At 73.7% G+C, this 20,442-nt stretch carries 22 protein-coding genes; 13 read left to right on the top strand and 9 right to left on the bottom strand.

Annotated features, from left to right (window positions below; genetic code table 11):
* Positions 1-82: 82 nt before the first annotated feature.
* The 6 genes from ABTY56_RS00690 to ABTY56_RS00665 all read left to right on the top strand — a co-directional run bounded on the left by ABTY56_RS00690 (position 83) and on the right by ABTY56_RS00665 (position 5,699).
* Complete coding sequence (locus ABTY56_RS00690; RefSeq protein ID WP_350624978.1) at positions 83-430, top strand: PRC-barrel domain-containing protein; 348 nt, start codon at positions 83-85, stop codon at positions 428-430.
* Positions 431-535: 105 nt separating this feature from the next.
* Positions 536-802: a metal-sensitive transcriptional regulator gene (locus tag ABTY56_RS00685; RefSeq protein WP_350624976.1), complete on the top strand. Its 267-nt coding sequence runs from the start codon at positions 536-538 to the stop codon at positions 800-802.
* A gap of 422 nt (positions 803-1,224) precedes the next feature.
* Complete coding sequence (locus tag ABTY56_RS00680) at positions 1,225-2,661, top strand: endonuclease/exonuclease/phosphatase family protein (protein WP_350624974.1); 1,437 nt, start codon at positions 1,225-1,227, stop codon at positions 2,659-2,661.
* 29 nt (positions 2,662-2,690) lie between these two features.
* Positions 2,691-4,679 (top strand): phosphocholine-specific phospholipase C, encoded by a 1,989-nt coding sequence (locus ABTY56_RS00675; protein ID WP_350624972.1) that lies wholly within the window; start codon positions 2,691-2,693, stop codon positions 4,677-4,679.
* Positions 4,680-4,771: 92 nt separating this feature from the next.
* On the top strand, positions 4,772-5,245 hold the full coding sequence (locus ABTY56_RS00670; protein WP_350624970.1) for a VOC family protein: 474 nt from the start codon (positions 4,772-4,774) through the stop codon (positions 5,243-5,245).
* Between the two features lie 4 nt (positions 5,246-5,249).
* The gene (locus tag ABTY56_RS00665) at positions 5,250-5,699 is read left to right on the top strand and encodes an SRPBCC domain-containing protein (protein WP_350624968.1); all 450 of its coding nucleotides are present in this window, start codon (positions 5,250-5,252) and stop codon (positions 5,697-5,699) included.
* Between the two features lie 110 nt (positions 5,700-5,809).
* Here the strand turns inward: ABTY56_RS00665 and ABTY56_RS00660 are convergent, their stop codons facing one another.
* The 3 genes from ABTY56_RS00660 to ABTY56_RS00650 form a co-directional block, all read right to left on the bottom strand.
* A complete protein-coding gene (locus ABTY56_RS00660) occupies positions 5,810-7,066 on the bottom strand; it encodes an FUSC family protein (RefSeq protein ID WP_350624966.1) in 1,257 nt (418 codons plus the stop codon).
* A 187-nt stretch (positions 7,067-7,253) separates the two neighbouring features.
* A complete protein-coding gene (locus tag ABTY56_RS00655) occupies positions 7,254-7,988 on the bottom strand; it encodes a polyprenol monophosphomannose synthase (RefSeq protein ID WP_350624964.1) in 735 nt (244 codons plus the stop codon).
* Positions 7,989-8,115: 127 nt separating this feature from the next.
* A complete protein-coding gene (locus tag ABTY56_RS00650; protein ID WP_502893000.1) occupies positions 8,116-9,714 on the bottom strand; it encodes a N,N-dimethylformamidase beta subunit family domain-containing protein in 1,599 nt (532 codons plus the stop codon).
* A 454-nt stretch (positions 9,715-10,168) separates the two neighbouring features.
* On the opposite strand from ABTY56_RS00650, the gene ABTY56_RS00645 reads away from it, so the two are divergent.
* Positions 10,169-12,070, top strand: coding sequence for an APC family permease (locus ABTY56_RS00645; RefSeq protein ID WP_350624962.1), 1,902 nt, complete (start codon positions 10,169-10,171; stop codon positions 12,068-12,070).
* 60 nt (positions 12,071-12,130) lie between these two features.
* On the opposite strand, the gene ABTY56_RS00640 is transcribed toward ABTY56_RS00645, so the two are convergent.
* Positions 12,131-12,400 carry a GlsB/YeaQ/YmgE family stress response membrane protein gene (locus tag ABTY56_RS00640; protein ID WP_350624960.1) on the bottom strand — a complete coding sequence of 90 codons (270 nt, stop codon included), beginning with the start codon at positions 12,398-12,400 and terminating at the stop codon, positions 12,131-12,133.
* Between the two features lie 268 nt (positions 12,401-12,668).
* Here ABTY56_RS00640 and ABTY56_RS00635 point away from each other — a divergent pair, with 268 nt between their 5' ends.
* Positions 12,669-13,034 (top strand): hypothetical protein, encoded by a 366-nt coding sequence (locus ABTY56_RS00635; protein ID WP_350624958.1) that lies wholly within the window; start codon positions 12,669-12,671, stop codon positions 13,032-13,034.
* Between the two features lie 37 nt (positions 13,035-13,071).
* Here the strand turns inward: ABTY56_RS00635 and ABTY56_RS00630 are convergent, their stop codons facing one another.
* Together ABTY56_RS00630 and ABTY56_RS00625 are read right to left on the bottom strand one after the other, a co-directional pair.
* Complete coding sequence (locus tag ABTY56_RS00630; RefSeq protein WP_350624956.1) at positions 13,072-13,872, bottom strand: HEAT repeat domain-containing protein; 801 nt, start codon at positions 13,870-13,872, stop codon at positions 13,072-13,074.
* Between the two features lie 58 nt (positions 13,873-13,930).
* Positions 13,931-14,644 (bottom strand): TetR/AcrR family transcriptional regulator, encoded by a 714-nt coding sequence (locus tag ABTY56_RS00625; protein WP_350624954.1) that lies wholly within the window; start codon positions 14,642-14,644, stop codon positions 13,931-13,933.
* 169 nt (positions 14,645-14,813) lie between these two features.
* Here ABTY56_RS00625 and ABTY56_RS00620 point away from each other — a divergent pair, with 169 nt between their 5' ends.
* Positions 14,814-16,013, top strand: coding sequence for an FAD-dependent monooxygenase (locus ABTY56_RS00620; RefSeq protein WP_350624952.1), 1,200 nt, complete (start codon positions 14,814-14,816; stop codon positions 16,011-16,013).
* A gap of 48 nt (positions 16,014-16,061) precedes the next feature.
* Here the strand turns inward: ABTY56_RS00620 and ABTY56_RS00615 are convergent, their stop codons facing one another.
* Complete coding sequence (locus tag ABTY56_RS00615) at positions 16,062-16,223, bottom strand: hypothetical protein (protein ID WP_350624951.1); 162 nt, start codon at positions 16,221-16,223, stop codon at positions 16,062-16,064.
* Positions 16,224-16,615: 392 nt separating this feature from the next.
* On the opposite strand from ABTY56_RS00615, the gene ABTY56_RS00610 reads away from it, so the two are divergent.
* Positions 16,616-17,242 carry a CBS domain-containing protein gene (locus ABTY56_RS00610; RefSeq protein ID WP_350625245.1) on the top strand — a complete coding sequence of 209 codons (627 nt, stop codon included), beginning with the start codon at positions 16,616-16,618 and terminating at the stop codon, positions 17,240-17,242.
* A 166-nt stretch (positions 17,243-17,408) separates the two neighbouring features.
* Positions 17,409-18,059, top strand: a complete 651-nt coding sequence (locus ABTY56_RS00605) for a LamG domain-containing protein (RefSeq protein ID WP_350624949.1) — start codon at positions 17,409-17,411, stop codon at positions 18,057-18,059.
* A gap of 61 nt (positions 18,060-18,120) precedes the next feature.
* On the opposite strand, the gene ABTY56_RS00600 is transcribed toward ABTY56_RS00605, so the two are convergent.
* A complete protein-coding gene (locus ABTY56_RS00600; RefSeq protein ID WP_350624948.1) occupies positions 18,121-18,510 on the bottom strand; it encodes a hypothetical protein in 390 nt (129 codons plus the stop codon).
* 150 nt (positions 18,511-18,660) lie between these two features.
* Here ABTY56_RS00600 and ABTY56_RS00595 point away from each other — a divergent pair, with 150 nt between their 5' ends.
* Positions 18,661-19,080: an SHOCT domain-containing protein gene (locus ABTY56_RS00595; RefSeq protein ID WP_350624946.1), complete on the top strand. Its 420-nt coding sequence runs from the start codon at positions 18,661-18,663 to the stop codon at positions 19,078-19,080.
* A gap of 77 nt (positions 19,081-19,157) precedes the next feature.
* Here ABTY56_RS00595 and ABTY56_RS00590 read toward each other — a convergent pair whose 3' ends face one another.
* A complete protein-coding gene (locus ABTY56_RS00590; RefSeq protein WP_350624944.1) occupies positions 19,158-19,568 on the bottom strand; it encodes an organic hydroperoxide resistance protein in 411 nt (136 codons plus the stop codon).
* Positions 19,569-19,729: 161 nt separating this feature from the next.
* On the opposite strand from ABTY56_RS00590, the gene ABTY56_RS00585 reads away from it, so the two are divergent.
* Positions 19,730-20,203 carry a MarR family winged helix-turn-helix transcriptional regulator gene (locus ABTY56_RS00585; RefSeq protein ID WP_350624942.1) on the top strand — a complete coding sequence of 158 codons (474 nt, stop codon included), beginning with the start codon at positions 19,730-19,732 and terminating at the stop codon, positions 20,201-20,203.
* Positions 20,204-20,442 lie beyond the last annotated feature (239 nt).

Below are 20,442 nucleotides of genomic sequence, written 5' to 3'. Positions count from 1 at the left end.
CGCCCCTCGCGGCGCAGGATGGAGGATCGGGGAATGGCAGTGGAACATCCGGCGACGGGAGGTTCGGGCCGTGGGAATCGCAATGGCAGACATCCGGGAGTGGCGGGGTCACTCCGTGGTCGACGAGAAGAGCCACCGCATCGGCAGGCTGGAGGCGGTCTACGTCGAGACGGCCAGTGACGAGGCGTTCTTCGCCACCGTCGCGGTCGGTTTCGCCGGCCGGCGCCGCCTGGTGTTCGTCCCGTTGGTGGGCGCCGTGGCCGGGCCGGACTACGTTCGGGTGGCGTACCCGAAGAGCCTGGTCAAGGGTGCTCCGGCGATCGGGACCGATGACATCCTGCCCGCCGAGGACGAGCCCGCGGTGTTCGCGCACTACGAGGTGCCGTACGCGACCGGCGCCGGTGGCGAGCGCCGGCTGGCCCGTCGCTGAGCGCCTCGGAGGGGGCGATCGGGGTACGGGCTTCGTCCACCCGGGAATGAATACCCCGCGGGGTACACTTGTCCATCGACAGTCGATGCGAAAGGCGGCCCCGACATGCAGGTGGACGAGGAGGCGGTCGGCGCGATCCTGAACCGGCTGCGTCGCGCCCAGGGCCAGTTGGCCGGAGTGATCGCGATGATCGAGGCGGGCCGGGACTGCAAGGACGTGGTCACCCAGCTCGCCGCCGTCTCGCGCGCCCTCGACCGGGCCGGGTTCAAGATCGTCGCCAGCGGCATGCGCCAGTGCATGGCCGCCGCCGACGAGGACGCCCCGCCGATGAGCGAGGCCGAGCTGGAGAAGCTGTTCCTCGCCCTGGCCTGACGTCCGGCCCGATGCGTCGGCCTGGCACCCGGGGCTTGACGTCCGGCCCGATGCCCCGGCCTGGCGCCCCGGCCTGGTGCCCCGACCCCGCGCCCCGGCCTGACGCGCCCCCATGGGTGCGAACGGGCCTGGTTGCACGTACCGGAGGGTCGCGACGGTTCATCCGTCGCGGCCCTCTTGGCGTGCCCGCTGAAGTTCCCGTGCCGCCCGATGACCCGTCACGCGTCGTTCATGTCCCGGTCGCTGACCTCCAGGTGAATGAGGCCACCCGCAGTTGTACAGCCAACTGTGCGGACAGCCCGCAACTGTCCGTACAGCCGACCGCGGCGAACCCTCCCTCCCTGACTCCGTGACCAGCCGCACCCGACCCCGTGCACCGTCCCCCGGCGGACCGGGCCCCCGGGGCGGCGGACAGGACAACCGTGGCCGCAGGCAGCGCCCTGACCCTCACCTCATCCTCCAACCCCACCGAAGGTGACCGGCTCACCTTCCACTGGAGTACCGACGCGCCCGACGCCAAGAACTGGGTCGGCATCTACGACGGCAGCCGACAGCCCGGCAACGGCTCCTCGCTCCTCTGGAAGTACACCCCGGCCGCCGCGGGTGACGTCCAGCTCGACACCTCCGCGCTGACCGGCGGCCCGTACACCGCCTACCTGCTCGCCAAGGACGGCTACGGCATCCTCGCCCAGAGCGCCCCGTTCGGCTTCCGCCCCAAGCCCGCGGTCGTCCGCCCGCACGCCGTCGTCGACGCCCTCACCGCCACGCCCGTCGCCCCCGGTGCCGCGGTGCAGGTCAAGCTCGGCGGCCTCTGGTCCCGCCCGGCCGGCAACGCGAGCGGCTCCGCCACCTTCCGCAAGGTCAGCGGCCCGGCCTGGGCGTCCGTCAGCGCGGACGGCATGCTGACCGGCACCGCGCCCGCCACCGCGGGGAAGAACCCCGAGGTGGTCGTCGTCGGCGTCAAGGACAGCGCGGGCGCCGCCGACACCGTCACCGTGCTCGTCCCCGTCGTCGACCCGGCGGCCAAGCCCCGGCTCAAGGCCGCGAGTTGGAACCTGCACAACGCGGGCTCGGCCTACACCGACGCGCTGGAGAAGCAACTGCGCGTGGTCCTCGCCCAGGGCCTGGACGTGCTCGCCCTGCAGGAGACGGCGGGGGAGCGCGCCAAGACCCTGGCCGACGCCCTCGGCTGGTACGCCTACCAGAGCCCGGGCAGCGTCGGCATCCTCAGCCGCCACCCGCTCGCCGACGTCACCCCGCCGACCGCCGCGCTGCCCGCCGCCGCGGCCACCCTCCAGCTGCCCGGCGGCCGCGCCGTCCGCTTCTGGGCCGCCCACCTGGACGAGGCCGGCTACGGTCCGTACGCCGTGCAGGACGGCGGCACCGCCGCCCAGGCCGTGGCCGCCGAGAACGGCTCGCTGCGGCTGAAGCAGGCCAAGGCGCTCGCCGCCGCGGTGCGCGCGGACGCCGCCCGGGGCGTCCCGGTCGTCCTCGCCGGCGCGCTCTCCTCGCCCTCCCACCTGGACTGGACGGCCGCCACCGCCGCCGCGCACGGCGGGGTCGGCCCGCTCGACTGGCCGGTCACCGTGGCGCTGCAGGCAGCCGGACTGACCGACACCTTCCGCGAGGAGAACCGCGACCCGGCCAAGGCCCCCGGCGCCACCTGGTCGCCCACCCGCAAGCGGCGCGGCGACCGGCCCGAGCCGCAGGACCGGATCGACTACGTGCAGTACGCCGGCCCGCTGAAGCTGGTCGAGGCGCACACCCTGGTCGCCGACTGGCCGCAGCCCGAGCCGAACACGGCGGGCAACGAGTGGCCCTCCGACACCGCCGCCGCCGTCGCCACCTTCCAGCTCTGAGACCCACAGCCCCGAGAGGCCAGTTCGTCATGCCCGAGCTCTCCCGCCGCACCTTCGTCGGCGCCACCGCCGCGGCCGGCGCCACCGCCCTGACCGGTCTGGCCGGCGCGCCGGCCGAAGCCGCCCCGGCCCCCGTGCCCGGTACCGCCGCCGCCGCCCCGCTGACCGGCACCGTCAAGGACGTCAAGCACGTCGTCGTCCTGATGCAGGAGAACCGTTCCTTCGACCACTACTTCGGCACCCTCGCCGGTGTCCGCGGCTTCGGCGACAAGCAGGCGCTGCAGTTCCCGGACGGCACCGACGTGTTCCGCCAGCCAGACAGCCGGCGCAGCGACGGCGGCGTGATGCTGCCGTACCGGATGGACACCGCCAAGTACAACGCGCAGAACGCCGGCGGCCTCGCCCACGACTGGGCGACCGGCCACCAGGCCATCAACAACGGTGCGATGAACAAGTGGATCGCCGCCAAGGGCGAGCGCACCATGGGTTACTTCAACCGGGACGACATCCCCTACCAGTACGCCCTGGCCGACGCGTTCACCATCTGCGACGCCTACTTCACCTCCCTCGCCGGCCCCACCGACCCCAACCGCCTCTACCTGTGGACCGGAACCTCCGGCCCCGGCCGCGACGGCACCACCGGCCCGTGGATCGACAACACCCCGGTCACCGACAACCCCGTCGCCGACTGGACCACCTACGCCGAGCGCCTGGAGGCGGCCGGCGTCACCTGGCGCGTCTACCACAACCCCAGCAAGGACGACCGCACCGGCGACTACGACGACAACGCGCTCTCGTACTTCAAGCAGTTCCACGCGTTCCCGCACGACGACCCGCGGTACGTCAGCGCGATGACCAAGTTCGACCCGACCGACTTCGACAAGCACTGCAAGGACGGCACCCTGCCGACCGTCTCCTGGCTGGTCGCGCCCTACCTGTTCTGCGAGCACCCGGACGCCGGCCCGGCCTACGGCGCGCACTGGGTCGACCAGGCGCTGCAGTCGCTGATGTCCAACCCGGACGTCTGGCGGCACACCGTGTTCCTCGTCATGTACGACGAGAACGACGGCTACTTCGACCACATGGTCCCGCCCACCCCCGAACCCGGCACCCCCGAGGAGTTCACCCAGGGGCGGGCCATCGGCCTGGGCAACCGCGTTCCGCTGTGGGTCATCTCGCCCTGGTCGCGCGGCGGTTGGGTCAACTCCCAGGTCTTCGACCACACCTCGGTGCTGCGCTTCATGGAGCAGGTCACCGGGGTGGCCGAGCCCAACATCTCGGCCTGGCGCCGGGCCGTCTGCGGCGACCTCACCAGCTGCTTCGACTTCGCCGCCCCCGAGTACTCGATCCCGACGCTGCCCGACACCAAGGCCCTGATGGCCAAGGCCGACGCGGGCGCCAAGCTGCCCGGTGTCGCGCTGCCGGCGGCCGGCGCCCAGTCCATGCCCGTCCAGGAGCGGGGCGAGCGCCCGCACCGACCGCTGCCGTACCAGCCGTGGGCCGACGTGGAGGTGGACCGGAAGACCGGCAAGGTCACCTGCACGATGAGCAACGACGGTTCGGTGGCCTTCCCGTACACCGTCTACCCGAACATCGTGCTCCCGTTCGCGGGCACCCCGTACACCGTCGCCCCCGGCGCCACCGCCCGGTACGTCTGGGACGCGTCGGCCACCGACGGACGCTACGACTTCACCGTCCACGGCCCGGACGGCTTCGTCCGCCGCTTCGGCGGCACCGTGGTCCGGGACGGCCAGAACGACATCGGCGTGCCGATCGTCACCGCCGACCTGCGCGGCAACGGGAAGTTCACCCTCCAACTCGCCAACGACGGCATGACCGACGTGGCCTTCACCGCAGCGCCCAACGACTTCGCGGGCACCGCGCAGACCGTCTGGGTCAAGCCGGGCAAGCAGGCCAACCTGGCCTGGCCGCTGGACAAGCAGGGCCGCTACGACGTCGCCGTGACCGCCCACACCGGTCAGCGCTTCACCCAGCGGTACGCGGGCTGGGTGCACTGATCCGCGGCCGGGCCGCGGCCGGGGGCGCCGAACCGGTGACCCCCGGCCGTGGCTCGGCCCCCGCGTCGGACCCCGCCGCTACCGTCGGGCGCATGCAGAACATCAGCACCTTCCTCTGGTTCGACGACCAGGCCGAAGAGGCCGCCGCCCTCTACACCTCGCTGTTCCCCGACTCCCGCATCACCCGGGTCACCCGCTACGGCGAGGCCGGTCCCGGCGTGGCCGGCTCGGTCATGACCGTCGACTTCGAACTCGCCGGCCGGCCGTACGTGGCCCTCAACGGCGGCCCCGAGTTCACCTTCACCGAGGCCGTCTCGCTCCAGGTGGAGTGCGACGACCAGCAGGAGGTCGACGAGCTCTGGGGCAAGCTCACCGCCGAGGGCGGCCAGGCCGGCCCGTGCGGCTGGCTCAAGGACCGCTACGGCCTGTCCTGGCAGATCACGCCGCGCGTCCTGCTCGACCTGATCGGCGGTGAGGACCGGGCCAAGGCCGACCGCGTGATGGCGACCATGCTGCGGATGCAGAAGCTGGAGATCCGGCCCCTGCTCGACGCGGCCGAGGGCTGATGCCGTGACCGCCCCCACCCACCGCGCCGTCCTCTACCTGCGGGCCACGCCCGAGCGGGTCTGGCACGCGCTCACCAACGCCGACGAGTCCGGCCTCTACTGGGGCCACCGCAACGTCTCGACCTGGCTGCCCGGCGCGCCCTGGTCGCACCAGCGCACCGACGACTCCGGGATCGCCGACGTGGTCGGCACGGTCGAGGCCGCCGACCGACCGCACCGGCTGGTCACCACCTGGGCCGGCCCGGAGGAGCGGCGCCCGGGCGGGCCCTCCCTGGTCACCTTCGACCTCCACGGCTGGCGGGACCTCACCCGGCTCACCGTCACCCACGAGAACCTCGCCGACGAGGCCGAGCGGGTGGACGCCGAACAGGGCTGGTCGGCGGTGCTCTCCAACCTCAAGACCTACCTGGAGACCGGCCACCCGCTCCCGCAGCAGCCCTGGCTGATGCCCTGACGCCCTCGTGCCCCGGCGTCCCCGGGTTCCGGTCCGCTGACGCCCTGACGCCCTGACGCCCTGACGCCCTGACGGCCCGGGCCCCGACCCGGTCGGGGCCCGACCGCGGATCAGCGCCCGGCCTCCGCCGCCGGGCGCCCCGTCGTCTCGTGCCCCCGCTCCCGCTCGCCGCGCAGGAACCGGCGCAGCCGGGCGAACCGCGCGAACCGCTCCCGGTTGGCCACCGACGCCCGGTCCAGCTCCTCCATCAGCCGCCGGCTGCGGTGCTCCAGGTCCAGCTCGTCCAGGATCCGGTCCATTTCGGCCAGTATCGAGCCGTGCAGCTGCCAGGCCTCCGGGTGCTCCTGCACCTTGCGCAGCAGCACCTGGGCGACGTTCTCCCGGCAGGCCCAGGCCGCCGCCAGCTCGGAGGTCAGCCGGCTCTCCGCCTCCTCGGCGCTGCTGGCCACCTGGGTGGTCACCAGCACCGCGAAGCTCACCATCGCCCCGCCGACGTGGTCCAGCAGCTCCTCCAGGCCCACCGCGACGTCCGGCGGGAAGAGCCGCTCGCCGGGCGCGCGCCGTTTGGCCAGGTCGGTCAGCGAGCGGGCCAGTACCCGGATCACCACGACGCAGATCTCCAGGGTGTCCAGCCCGGTGCGCAGCACCAGCCGGGACAGCAGCCCCTCGCTGATCCGCGGGTTGAACCGCAGGCTGTCCTCGGCCTGCCGCAGCGCCGCGTCCACCTCGGCGATCGCCTGGTCCAGCCGACGGGCCTCGTGCAGCCGCTCGGCGGCCCGGGCGACCGGGGTGGGGCGGCCCAGCTCCTCGGCGATGTCGAGCAGCAGCTGACGGGCCCGCCGGGAGAGGTCCTCGATCGACTCCCCGGCGGTGTCCACCCAGACCGGCGGCGCGAACAGCAGGTTGAACAGCAGGCCGACGGCCGCGCCGATGAGTGTCTCCAGCACGCGGTCCCAGGCCTGCGAGGCCAGTTTGGTGACGCCCAGGATCAGCATCGCGCTGATCGCGACCTCCTGGACGAACTCCTCGACCCGGACGAACCGGCCGACGACCAGCGAGGCCAGGATGATCAGCCCCAGGCTCCACCAGGAGAGCCCGACCACGGCGCTGAAGCCGATCGCGATCAGCACCCCGACGACCACCGAATTGACCCGGCGGATGCTGGTCTTGAGCGTCGAGTAGACGGTGACCTGGACCACCAGCAGCGCGGTCAGCGGAGCCGTCAGCGGGGCGGGCTCGCTGCTGAGCTGGGTCGCCACCGCGTAGGAGATGGTGGCCGCGACGGTGGCCCGCACGGTCTGGACGACGAAGGGTTCCCGCGCGAAGGAGCGGATCAGTGCCGTGAGTGACTCCGGGAGAAGGGCCATGTCGCCCTTCTTTCCCCGCTGTCGCCCTTCACACCGTCCCGCGGCCCGTCCGGCACCCGTATGAACCCGCCGGAGCGGCCGGTTGCCGCCGCCCGCGGGCCGGTGGCCACCTGTTCCGTCCGGCCGGGTGCGGTCCGTCGCCCGGCTGCGCCCGGCCGTGTGCCGTCCGTGGTCTCGCTGAGTCCGGCTAGTTGCCGCGGTTGAAGCGCAGCTTCCAGGGGGCCAGCGCGGACTCGACCTGCACTCCCATGCTCATCTTCGAGGCGCCCTCGATCCGCTCCTCGAAGCGGATCGGCACCTCCCGGATCGTCATGCCCCGCTTGACCACCCGGTAGTTCATCTCGACCTGGAACGAGTAGCCGTTGCTCTGCACGGTGGGCAGGTCGATGGCGCGCAGGACGGTCGCGCGCCAGGCCTTGAACCCGGCGGTGGCGTCCCTGACGCCCAGGCCGAGGATGGTGTTGACGTAGAGGTTGGCCCAGGCGGACAGGGCCTTGCGGTGCCAGGGCCACTCGGCGGCGGTCGAGCCGCCGGGGACGTAGCGGGAGCCGAGCACCACGGCGGTGTCGTCGGCGAGCAGGGTGCGCACCATCTCGGGGATCGCGGAGGCCGGGTGCGAGAGGTCGGCGTCCATCTGGACCACGACGTCGGCGCCCTCGTCCAGGGCCCGCTCCATGCCGGCCAGGTAGGCGCGGCCGAGGCCGTTCTTCTCGGTGCGGTGCAGCACGCCGACGGTGCCGTCGGAGTTCGCGGCGAGCTTGTCGGCGACCTCGCCGGTGCCGTCGGGGGAGTTGTCGTCGACCACCAGCAGGTGCAGGTTCGGCACCGGAAGCCCGGCGAGCAGGCCCGCGAGGACCGGGAGGTTCTCCCGCTCGTTGTACGTGGGGACGACCACAACGACCTTGGGAGAGGCCTCGACCATGTTCTGTTTCCCTCGTACCCTTGCCGGTCGGCACCCCGTGCCGCACCGGTCGGTTTGCTGGACGACCTGCGCTGGTTGGACCGTGCGAGTGTATCGGGGGCGCGGGCCGCCGGCTGAGCCGGGCCCGCTACGCGGTGCCGTAGACGGCGCCGAGGTTGTCCCGGGCCGGGTGGGTGCGGCCGGCCGGCCCGGTGGCGAAGGTGCGCAGGACGTTCTCGGTGACCTTGCGGACCAGGTCCCCGGCCCGGGAGTCGATGCCGTGGTCGGCCGAGCCGCCGCCGGGGCCGTGGGCGTCGAGGGTCTCGACCCAGCGCATGGTGCCGGAGGCGAAGACCCCGGCGCCGCTCGGCACGGTGTAGTAGGCCGTGTCGGAGTGGGAGCGGCGGCCCTCGCAGACCACGGGGGAGTGGGCGATCACCTCGATCGGGCGCGGGGTGGGGAAGGCGGTGTCGACGCGGTCGTACTCGACGCCGACCAGGTGCGGGAAGGACGCTCCGGCCGCGACGCCCGTCCCCTCGAAGGCCCAGTGCCCGGGGGAGGAGACCACGTACGGGGCGTCCACCGGGTAGCCGTCGTAGATGACGCCGAGCATCGAACTCTCCGGATCGGCGCCCGGGCCCGCCCGGAAGTCGGTGGTCGCCGGGGCGCCCGCCCGGTGGCCCGGGTCCTGCGCCCAGGCGTCCTTGTAGCAGACCACCGTGCGCTCCGGGCCGAGGTCGGTCGGCTCGTAACGGATCCGGCGGAAGCAGCAGTTGGCGCCCAGGATCGCCAGGTTGGTGCCGGCGTCGCGGGCCGCGACCACGCCGGCGCGCTGCTCGGGGGACCAGTACTCGTCGTGGCCGAGCGAGACGACGGTGGTCGCGCCGGTCAGCAGGCCGGGCTCGCGGGCCACGTCGACGCCGGTGGTGTAGGCGAGCGGCAGGCCCAGCCGCTCGGCGAGGGCGATCAGCGGGGCCTCGTAGACCAGGAACAGCCCGGCGCCGTGGTCGTAGTCGTACGGCCGGTCGAAGACGACCTTCAGTGAACGGGTGGCCAGGCCGCCGGTCGGGCCGTTGTAGAGGCTGTGGCCGCCCCACTCGTTGTAGGCCTGCCAGGTCGCCGGGGCGCTCATGATCACGGTCTTGCCCGCGGTGGCGGCCGAGCGGACGGTGAGCGGGACGTAGCGGCGGCCGGAGCCGTCCTCGGCGTCCAGGCGCAGCAGGTAGGCGCCCTCGGGCCAGCCGGCGGTGTCCACGGCGAGGCTGCGCTGCCAGCCGGTCAGCACGGTACGGGTCGCCGGGTCCACGTGCGGCGCGGGCTGTCTGCCGCCGGGGACGTGCTCGCGGCGCCAGACCAGGCGGGCGCGGGCGCCGCCGTACCAGCCCATCCGGTACGCGGAGACGGTGAAGGCCGGGGCGGGGGTGGAGACGTGCAGGCCGAAGGGCTCGCCGGGCAGCACGCTGACCCGGTCGGCGAAGCCCTCGACGGCGGAGTCCGGGCCGGGGTCGGTGATCTCCCAGCCGGGTGTGCCGGGCAGGGCCTGCTCGTGCGCCAGGTCGTGCCCCGGACCGGCGTCCTGGGCGGCGCCGGGGGTGCCGCTGCCGGGCGAGCCCCCGGCGGTGCCGGGCGGTGCGTCGGCGGAGGGGTGCGGGGTGGGCGCCGCAGCCGGGCGCCCGGCACCGCAGGAGGTGACGGTGGCCGCCATCAGGCCCAGGCCCAGAATCCCCCGCCGGCTCGGTACCGCCACTGCGGCCTCCCTGTCGTTCGCAGCTGTGTGTCGACCGGACCGCGCCGGTCCGGAGCGCCGGCCCGTTCCGGAGCGCCGGTCCGGTCGGGTCCGGCGACCGGTCAGGCCTTCGACGCGGTCCCGAGCGTCAACCTAGTGCGTCAACGCGCGCGGACATCCTCACTCCTCCGAAGGTCGGGCACGGATCAACGCGCCGGGCCGGCCGGGCACGGCCGGGCACCGCCCGCCGGCCGGGAGGGCCGTACGGGCGCACCCTGGCGTGTTGGCCCGCGCGGTGCCCGGGCGGCGGTGACCCGGTCACCTAGCCTGACCGGGCCCGCCGTCCGGCGGGCCACAGGGGGTCCGGAGCCGCACGCGGCCGGCCGAGCGGTGGACAGGGGTGTACGTGGTCTCGTCGGGTTCGGCCGTACCGGGGGTACCGTCCCGGAAGAGGGGCGGGCGCTTCCGGGCGTGGATGCTGGAAGGCCTGGCGGACATGGCCAAGCAGCACCCCGGCCCGCACGCGCAGGTCCCGCACGTGAAGGGCCAGCGCTGGTGGCGGGTCATGTGCCTGACCGGTCTGGACTACTTCTCGACGCTCGGCTACCAGCCGGGCATCGCCGCCCTCGCGGCCGGCCTGGTCTCCCCGATCGCCACGGTCGTGCTGGTGATCGTCACCCTGCTCGGCGCGCTCCCCGTCTACCGGCGGGTCGCCCAGGAGAGCCCGCACGGCGAGGGCTCGATCGCGATGCTGGAGCGGCTGCTGTCGTTCTGGCAGGGCAAGCTCTTCGTGCTCACCCTGCTGGGCTTCGCGGCCACCGACTTCATGATCACCATCACCCTGTCCGCCGCCGACGCCAGCGCCCACCTGGTCGAGAACCCGCACCTGCACAGCGCGCTGACCGGCAAGCAGGTCATGCTGACCCTGATCATGATCGCGCTGCTCGGCGGGGTCTTCCTCAAGGGCTTCAGCGAGGCGATCGGCCTGGCCGTGGTCCTCGTCGCGGTCTACCTCTCGCTGAACGTCGTGGTGGTGGCCAACGGGCTCTGGCACGTGCTCAAGGCCCCGCACCTGTTCAGCGCCTGGACCGACGCGCTCATCGCCGAGCACGGCAACGCGATCGCCGTGGTCGGCGTCGCGCTGATCGTCTTCCCCAAGCTGGCGCTCGGCCTGTCCGGCTTCGAGACCGGCGTCGCCGTCATGCCGCACATCGAGGGCGACCCCGAGGACACCGAGGAGAAGCCCACCGGCCGGATCCGGGGCGCCCGCAAGCTGCTCACCACCGCGGCCGCGATCATGAGCGTGTTCCTGATCACCACCAGCCTCATCACCACGCTGCTGATCCCGCCCGACCAGTTCAAGCCCGGTGGCCAGGCCAACGGGCGGGCGCTCGCCTACCTCGCCCACGAGTACCTGGGCAACACCTTCGGCAGCATCTACGACCTGTCCACGATCGCCATCCTCTGGTTCGCCGGCGCCTCCGCGATGGCCGGGCTGCTCAACCTGATGCCGCGCTACCTGCCCCGCTACGGCATGGCCCCGCACTGGGCCCGCGCGGTGCGGCCCACCGTCATCGTCCTGACCCTGATCGCCTTCCTGGTCACCTGGATCTTCGACGCCAGCGTGGACGCGCAAGGCGGCGCGTACGCGACCGGTGTGCTGGTGCTGATCAGCTCCGCCGCCATCGCCGTCACCATCGCCGCCCACAAGGCCGGGCAGCGCCGCTGGCGGGCCGGTTTCGCGGTGATCGCCGCGGTGTTCCTCTACACCACGGGGGTCAACATCGCCGAGCGCCCGGACGGCGTGAAGATCGGTGCCTGCTTCATCGCGGGCATCATGCTGGTCTCCTTCCTCTCCCGGCTCAAGCGCGCCTTCGAACTGCGCGTCACCGACGTGGAGCTGGACGACGTCGCGGAGCGGTTCGTCCGGGACTACATGCACCGCCCGCTGCGGCTGATCGCCAACGAGCCGAACAGCCGGGACCTCGCCGAGTACCGCGACAAGATCCGCCAGATCCGCACCGACAACGACATCCCGGCCGAGGACGACCTGGTCTTCGTCGAGGTCACCGTGCTCGACCCGTCCGACTTCGAGTCCGCGCTGACCGTGCACGGCGAGGTGCTGCACGGCCGGTACCGGGTGCTGTCGCTGCAGAGCTCCAGCGTGCCCAACGCCATCGCCGCCCTGCTGCTGCAGGTGCGCGACCTGACCGGGCAGCAGCCGCACATCTACTTCGAGTGGACGGAGGGCAACCCGTTCGCCCAGTTCCTGCGGTTCTTCCTGTTCGGGCAGGGCGAGATCGCGCCGGTCACCCGCGAGGTGCTGCGCGAGGCCGAGCCGGACCGCTCGCGCCGGCCGGCCGTGCACGTCGGCTGAGGCACGTCGGCTGAGCGGCGCGGTGCTCGGGCGGCGCGGTGACCGCCGGCGGGGCCGGGATCAGCGACGCGGGTGGGACTTGCTCCAGGCGGGCGCGACGAAGGCCACCAGGCCGATGGCGAAGGCGAGTTGCAGGATGTGGCGGATCCAGTCGATGCCCGAGGTGTGGCGGACGCCGATCCAGCCGGACACGGCGTTGCCGAGCCACGCCCCGGCGGCGCCCAGCAGCATGGTCAGCCACCAGGGGATCGCCTGCGGACCGCGCAGGAAGAGCTTGGCGATGGCGCCCAGCACGAAGCCGATGAGCAGAATCCACAGGAGCTGGAACATCGCGGTCCACCTTCCCGGCGCCACCGGGGCCGGCCGGTGCGCCGAATCGTCGACGACGGGTGTCGTCCCATGATCACCCGGATCGGCCGGACGGGCACGTCGGCGCAGGACGGAGCAGGTCACGCGTGCGGCGCGGCGGTGAGTCGGGCACGGAGGGGCGAGAATGCGCCGCCGGTCGGGCCGGAAAGTCGCTGTCCGTCGAGGCGGCGGCGCCGATAGGAATGGCGGTGACGCGGAGGTGCCGCGTCACCGAGAGGAGTCCGCCCCCGTGATACGTCTCCGCGCCGTCGCGCTGACCATCGGCGCTGCCGCCGCCGCCCTCACCCTGACCATGGGGACGGCCCAGGCCGCGCCCGGTGACACCAGCACCATGTGCTCCTCCTCGCTCACGCCGGGCGGCTACGTGGACGTCCAGTGGTGGAACAGCGGTGGCTGCGGCTCCGGGTTCAACCCGAACACCAAGAAGATCATGCAGCTCACCGGCTACCCGGTCGGCACCGTGGTCAACGCCTGTGCCTCGACCTGGCCGCCGGCCGGCTGGACGATCGTCAGCAGCTTCTACAGCGCCGGCTGTCAGTACTCCGCGGTGCCGAGCTTCGACAAGAACAGCTGGCAGCTCAAGCGCGTGTCCTGACGACGGCCGGCGCACCACCCGGCGGCGGCGCGGGGCCTCAGCGGTCCCGCACCGCCTCGACGGCCTCGCGGACATCCGGGTACGGATCGTCCGCGAGGCCGTCCAGCAGTTCGGCGACGCCCGGGGTCGACCAGGAGCCGACGGCCCAGACCAGGTCCTCGCGCACGCCCGGATCGGGGTGGGCGGCCAGCGGCGCCAGGAGGTCCACCGGGCCGCGCCGGCGCATCCCGAACCAGTGCAGGGCGGCCCGCAGCTCGGCCGGGTCGCCCGGCCGGCCGACCGCCGCGATCCGTGCGAGCAGGACGGGGACGGGCGGCGGCGGGCCGTCCAGCGGGTGCGGGAGGCGCTCGCGCAGCCGACGGCCGCCGTACTCGCCGCGGATCCGGCAGCCGAAGCAGGTGCAGGGCCGGGTGCCGTGGGCGCCCGGCCGGTAGCGCCAGCCGGCGACCTGCGGCACGGCGCGGATCCGGTGCACCTCACGGGTGCCCACCGCGCGCGGCAGGAACACCTCCCAGCCGCGCGGGTCGGCCAGCGCGCCGATCCGCCGGACCGCCTCGGCCGCGGACACCGACTCCTGGGCGGCCCTGGCGCGGTCCCGGTAGTGCCCGGTCAGGACCTCCTGCGCGTCGTCCAGCCGGACGTGCACCGCGACCATGGAGCCCTTGGGGCCGAACCGGGCCAGCTCGCGCAGCCACTGGTGGGTCAGGGTGTACGAGGGCAGCACGGGGAAGCAGTAGAGCCCGCGCGCCCCGCCCTGGCCCCGGCTGTCGGCCCGGATCCCGGCGCGACGGATGCGCGGCGCGTTGGCCGCGGCGGTCAGGTGCACGAACATCGCCATGGGACGCGATGCTAGCGCCCGGGCGGGCGGCGGTCCGAGGGGTTTTCCGGGCGCGCGGTCAGGCCCGCGCGCCGGTGCGGCGCTCGATCAGGGCGGCCAGGCCGTCCAGGATGCGCTCCAGGCCGAAGTCGAGGGCCTGGTCGCGCCCGCCCGGGTCGGCCAGGGCGGCCGCGAGGGCGGGGTAGCGGTCGGCGTGCTGCTGCATCACGAGCCCGAAGACGGTGCGGAACTCGGCCTCCGGGGAGCCGGCCGGCCCGGCGGCGCGGGACTGCGCGGCGATCCCGCGCACGTGGCCGGCGAGCAGGACGGCGGCGTCCATCCGCTCGGGGCCGGTGAGCCCGTGGCCGTCGAGCGCGGCCACCACCCGCTCCAGCCAGGTGAGTTCCTTCGGGCCGACCACACGGGGGCCGACGGTGGCGTCCAGCAGCCACGGGTGCCGGGCGAAGGACTCGGCCAAGTGGCCCGACCAGGCGGTGAGTTGTTCCCGCCAGCCGGTTCCCTCGGCAGGTCGCGGGGGCTCGTCGACGGCCGACTCGACCATCAGGGCGATCAGTTCGGCCTTGCCGGGGACATAGCGGTAGAGCGACATCTTGGTGAAGTCGAGCAGCCCGGCCACCTTCTGCATCGAGACCGCGGCCAGGCCCTCGGCGTCGGCGACCTCGACGCCCGCCGCGGCGATCCGCTCCAGGGTGAGGGCCGGCTTCGGCCCGCGGGTCGGCTTGGCCGGCGGCCCCCAGAGCAGCCGCACCGTGTCGTTCGCCGCCTCGCTCATCGTCCGCTCCCGTCCTGGGGTTCCGTACCGCTTCCGCCGGGGGTCGTCCCGGGTCGTCGTCGGCTGCCGCCTCGGGGGTTGCTCATCGGCTCCAACTGTGTCTACCGTACACAGCAACAAACCGTGTCTGCCAGACACAGTTTTTCGATCGACGGACGGAGCGGTCCCCATGAGCACCAGGATCCTGATCTCGGGCGCGAGCATCGCCGGCCCCGCGCTGGCCCACTGGCTGGGCCGGTACGGCTTCGAGGTGACCGTGGTCGAGCTGGCCCCCGCGCTGCGCGACGGCGGCCAGGACGTCGACTTCCGCGGCCGCACCCACCTGACCGTGCTGGAGCGGATGGGGGTACTGGACGAGCTGCGCGCACTCGGCACCGGCGGCAGCCCGATGACCTTCGTGGCCGCCGACGGGCGCCGGATGCTGCACCTGCCCGCCGAGTTCGCGGGCGGCGACGTGGAGGTCCCGCGCGGGGAACTCGCCCAGCTGCTGTACCGGCACAGCAGCGCCCGCGCCGAGTACGTCTTCGGCGACTCGATCACCGCGCTGGAGGAGACCCCGAGCGGGGTCCGGGTCGCCTTCCGGTACGCCGCGCCGCGCGAGTTCGACCTGGTGATCGGCGCCGACGGGCTGCACTCCAACGTCCGCCGGCTCGCCTTTGGCCCGGAGGAGCGCTACGTCCGCCACCTCGGCTACTACGCGGCCACCTGGCGGCTGCCGAACGACCCCGGGCTGCCCGTCGGATCGGTGGGCTTGAACGTCCCTGGCCGGCTGATGTCCGTCGGCGCCTCCCACCGGGACCCGGGCCGGGCGGGCGCCTTCGCCCTGTTCGCCTCGCCCGAGCTGCGCTACGACCGCCACGACCAGGCGCAGCAGAAGGCACTCGTGCGGGCCGCCTTCGCGGGCCTCGGCTGGCGGGTCCCGCAGGTGCTGGACAGCCTGGACGCCGCCCCCGAGCTGTACTTCGACTCCATCAGCCGCGCCGACGTGCCCGCCTGGTCGAGCGGCCGGATCGCCCTCGTCGGCGACGCCGCCTGCGGCGCGACCATCGGCGGCATGGGCACCGGGACGGGCGTGGTGGCCGCGTACGTACTGGCGGGCGAGCTCGCCCGGGCGCGCGGCGACCACCGCGCCGCCTTCGAGGGGTACGAGCGGCTGCTGCGCGGCTACGCCCAGGGCTGCCAGAAGGGCGGCGACCGCACCGGGCCGTTCCTGGCGCCGCGCACGGCGACCGGGCTGCGGTTCCGCAACGCGGTGCTGAACCGGCGGTGGGCGCTGGACAAGATGCTGGAGCTGGGGAAGGAGGTCAGCAGTGTCGAACTTCCGCACTACGAGGCCGAGTTGTCCGGCATGGCCGGCCGTGAGGGCTGAGCGGGCCGCGGGGCGGCGCTGGGTGCGGGGGACTCAGGGCGGCCGGGCTCACATCGGCGGGCCGATGCGGGTGCCGCCGTCGAGGAGCGCCTTCACCCGGACGGCGCACGGGTCGAAGGCGGGCGGCTCCCGGTCCGCGCCGGGCGGGACGGTCGCGGCTGCGGCCACCGCTTCGTCCGGCTGCGCCAGCCCGGCCTTGCGCCGCCGCAATCACCGTCCGTCCTGGCAAAGGGGCCTCCCGGAAGCCGTGCGTGGTGCTGTCGTGGTGGACGGTCCAACGAGTCGATCATGTGATGGTTGCGCCGTCCGGGGTGACCGGCGTGCCACCGGGAGGCGTGCGACGGACCACCGCTGGAAGAACGTCCGACGGGCCGCGCGCCCGGGACGGGCACTGACCAGCGGCGATGGCCGCCCGCCCGCCGGATGGACGACGGAGGTGAGGACCGGGCCCAAGGGCCCACCCGTTCGGCCCCTTGGCCCCTGGCGATCCGCGCCGCCGCGCGCCATGCTGCCGGTAACCGGCCGGGACGATCCGCGCCCGGTCGGACCAGCACCGTTGGACGAGGTGAACCGGCGTGCGCCATGCCACCGTCGAATCCGTGATGACCAGCCCCGTGGTCCTGGTCTCCCCCGAGACCGGGTTCCGGGAGATCGTGACGTTGCTGAGCGAGTACGACATCACCGGGGTGCCGGTGGTGGACCCGGAAGGGCGGCCGCTCGGCGTCGTCTCGGAAGCCGACCTGCTGCGCACCCTGGCCGCGCAGGAGGACCCGGGCAGTCTGCTGCCGGCGCCCGAGTCGGCACACGCGGGCCCGGCCGGCGAGCTCACCGCCGCCGACCTGATGACGGGCCAGCCGGTCTGCACCTCGCCGGGCACCAGCGTGGTCGCGGCGGCCCGCGCGATGAGCCGGCACGGGCTCAAGCGGCTGCCGGTGCTGGATGAGGAGGGGCGGGTCGTCGGCATGGTCAGCCGCGGGGACCTGCTGCGGGTGTTCCTGCGCGAGGACGGGGTGATCCGGCGGGAGATCGTCGAGGAGGTGCTCGGCCGGATCGAGGGCGTGAGCCCGGCGGAGATCGGCGTGGAGGTCAACCAGGGCCGGGTGGTGCTCAGCGGCACCGTGCCCGAGCCGTACCTGGTGCCGATCGTGCTCAACCTGTGCCGCTCGGTGGACGGCGTGGTCTCGGTGACCGACCGGCTCGGCGCCGGGGGCACGGCGGCGGTCGGCTGAGCGGCCCCGGTTCCCGCGGTCCGCCCCGGCCTCGGCCTCGGGGCACGCCCGGCCCCGGCACGGACCCGGGAGGTCCGCTTCGCATACAGCGGACCGTACCGGGTAACTCACTCTGTGTGCCCGGCCGATCGGTCTGCCGGGACGCCGGAGCACCGGGGAGGCGGCCGTGACCGTCGTGTTCGACGCGGACTTCACTTCGACCAGGCAGTGGATCACCGGGCGTAGCAGCGCCTATCCCCGGATGGGGCCGACCAATCGGAGCGACCACAAGCTCGACTACCTCGTCCGCGGGTACTGCCCCGGCGGGGTGTTCACCGCCGCCCGGCGGCACAGCGGCGGGCTGTGGAGCTGCAACCTGCTGACCACCGAGGGCAGTCCGGACGGGTTCCAGGTCCACACCGGGGACGTGCTGTCGGCGCGCGTGACGCTGCCCGTCGAGCTGGGCGCCTGGCCGGCGATCTGGACCTGGCGGGACGGCGGCAACGAGGTGGACGTCTTCGAGTACCACCCCGACAACCCCGACCTGTTGGAGATCTCCAACCACGTCCGGGGCGGCTACCGGTACTGGCACGGCGCCGGCGCCGGGATCGGCCCGGGGGCGACCTTCGGCATGCGGGTGGTGCTCGGCGCGAACTCGGTGGACTGGTACGTCGAGGACGAGCTGGTCTACGCGGACCTGCACGGGGTGGGGTCCGGCTGGCACGCCTACCTGATCGTCAACCTGTCGGTGGCGGACGGGACGTACCACGCCCGGCCGCCGATCTCCGGGCCGGACCGGCTCAGTTGGACCTGCCACAGCCTGCGGGTCGAGCGCTGAGGGCGCGGGCTTCGACAGGCGGCCCGGCGCGCGCGGTTCACGGTGCATGCGGCGCGCGGTTTCACGGCGCGAAGGCGGCGGTGATCGGGCCGTGCGGACCGTAGCGCTGGAACCAGACCGTGCGGCGGTTCCGGCCGATGTGGGCGGGGTCGGTCACGTACAGGTCGTCGCGCGGGGCGCGCTCGTTGCCCGGGGCGAGGGCCGCGTCCACGGCCTGGTCCGCGAGTGCGTGCAGCAGGGCGGTGGCGGTGGCCTCGGCGGCGGACGGCGCGATGGCGAGCGCGGTGAGCTCGGCCCAGAGCGCGGTGGCGACGTAGGCGATCGGGGAGTGGCCGAGCGTGGGGTGGGGGCTGGGGTCGGCGTGGCGCCGCAGCACTCCGGCGGCGACGAGCTGCTCGGGGGAGCGGGTGTCGTCGGGCGGGTGGTGGGTCATGCGTGGGTGCCGGGTCACGAGCGGCACGCTACCCCGTGGCTGCGCGCCCGTGTGCCGGAACGTTTTCTCAGGCTTTCTTCACAGCGCTTTCACCAGTGTCGGGCGCACGATGGTGGTAGAGCGCTGATCACCTCGGCGGGCCCCTGGGGGCCGGAGGAGGAGGTCCTGATGAGGCACTGGCACGGGTACGGGCACGGCCACGGCATGAGCGGCTGGGGCATCGGGTTGATGGTGATCGGGACGCTGCTGGTCCTGGCCCTGCTCGTGCTCCTCGCCGTCGCCCTCTTCCGGTACGTGTCGCGCTCGCGGCAGCCGGTCCCGCCCGGCGGTCCGGCGGCACCGGGCGCGGGCGGGCAGGTGTCGGGCGGCCCCCGCGGCTGGGGGGCGGGACCGCCCCCGGAGCAGGTGCTCGCGGACCGGTTCGCGCGGGGCGAGATCGACGCGGAGGAGTACCGGCACAGACTGGAGACGCTGCGCTCGGCGAACGGGCCGGGCAGCGGGGATTCGGGCGGCGGATGGCCTGGCGGCGCCGGGCCGGGTGCGGGCGGACCGGGGGGTGGCGGGCCTCCGCCCGGCGCGGCGGGGTAGGGGCCGCAGGCCCGGGAGTCGGGGCGGGCCCGCCGCACGCGGTGTGCGGCGGGCCCGGTGCGGGTGTCCCCGGGTGATTACTCGACGACGAGCTCGACCGGGATGTTGCCGCGGGTGGCGCGGGAGTAGGGGCAGACCTCGTGCGCCTGCTTGACCAGCAGCTCGCCGGTCTCGCCCGCCAGGGACTCGGGCAGCTCGACGCGCAGCACGACCGCGAGGCCGAAGCCGGCGCCGTCCTTGCCGATGGACACCTCGGCGGTCACCGAGACCTCGCTGGTGTCCACCCGGGCCTGTCGACCGACCAGGCCGAGGGCGCTCGCGAAGCAGGCGGCGTAGCCGGCCGCGAACAGCTGCTCGGGGTTGGTGCCCTGGCCGTTGCCGCCGAGCGCCTGCGGCATCGCCAGCGCGAGGTCCAGCTGACCGTCGGAGCTGACGGCACGGCCCTCCCGGCCGTTGGCGGTGGCGGCTGCGGTGTAGAGCGCGTCCATGGTCGGTCCCCTTCGTGGTGCTTCGGTTGCTCGGATGCGGGTGGGCCCGGGGCGTCGCCGTCGTTCTGCGACCCGTCCGGTGCCCTGCCCTGCGACAAGTAGAGCACGCAATTCAATTGCGCACAACTCAATGGCGCGAGCCTGATCGGTACCATGGACCCATGACCACGCTTCCCGGCATGGCGGACGAGGAACTGCTCCGCCTCGACCAGCAGATCTGCTTCTCGCTCAATGCGGCCTCGCGAGCCTTCGGCGGCGTCTACCGGGTGCTGCTGCGCGACCTCGGGCTGACCTACCCGCAGTACCTGGTCATGCTGGTGCTCTGGGAGGACCGCGAGCTGCCCGTCAAGCGGATCGGTGAGCGCCTGCGGCTCGACTCCGGCACGCTCTCCCCGCTGCTCAAGCGGCTGGAGGCGGCCGGGCTGGTGCGCCGCGAGCGCAGCGCGCAGGACGAGCGGTCGGTCACCGTCGCGCTCACGTCCGAGGGGTCGGCGCTGCGCGAGCGGGCCGGGCAGGTCCCGCGTCGGCTGCTCGCCGCGACCGGGCTGCCGGTCGAGGACCTGGCGGAGCTGCGCGGGCTGCTGGAGCGGGTGACCGCCGCGCTGGACTCGGCGGCGGTGGAGCCGGCGCCGTAGGGCCGATGTCCCGGCGCTGCTGCGGCGGCGTCGACGTCGCACGGCCGGCGCCGGGAGGCCGATGCCGCGGGGGCCGTGTAGTGGGGGTGGCCTCGCGGGGTGGTGGGTGAGTGGTCGGCGTCGTGGTGCTTGTCAAGCCGGCGTAGTGCGCGGTGTGATCTGGGTCACGCTCCTGGTCCGCCCGTGGGGTCGCCGGGCTCGAACCGGCTGGTCAGCGGCGCTGTTCAAAATCGGGCGGA

This window comes from Kitasatospora sp. NPDC097691 (assembly GCF_040302665.1).
Taxonomy (GTDB): Bacteria; Actinomycetota; Actinomycetes; order Streptomycetales; family Streptomycetaceae; genus Kitasatospora.
Note: the sequence above shows the minus strand (reverse complement) of the source record. Positions and strands in the feature narration are given on the sequence as shown.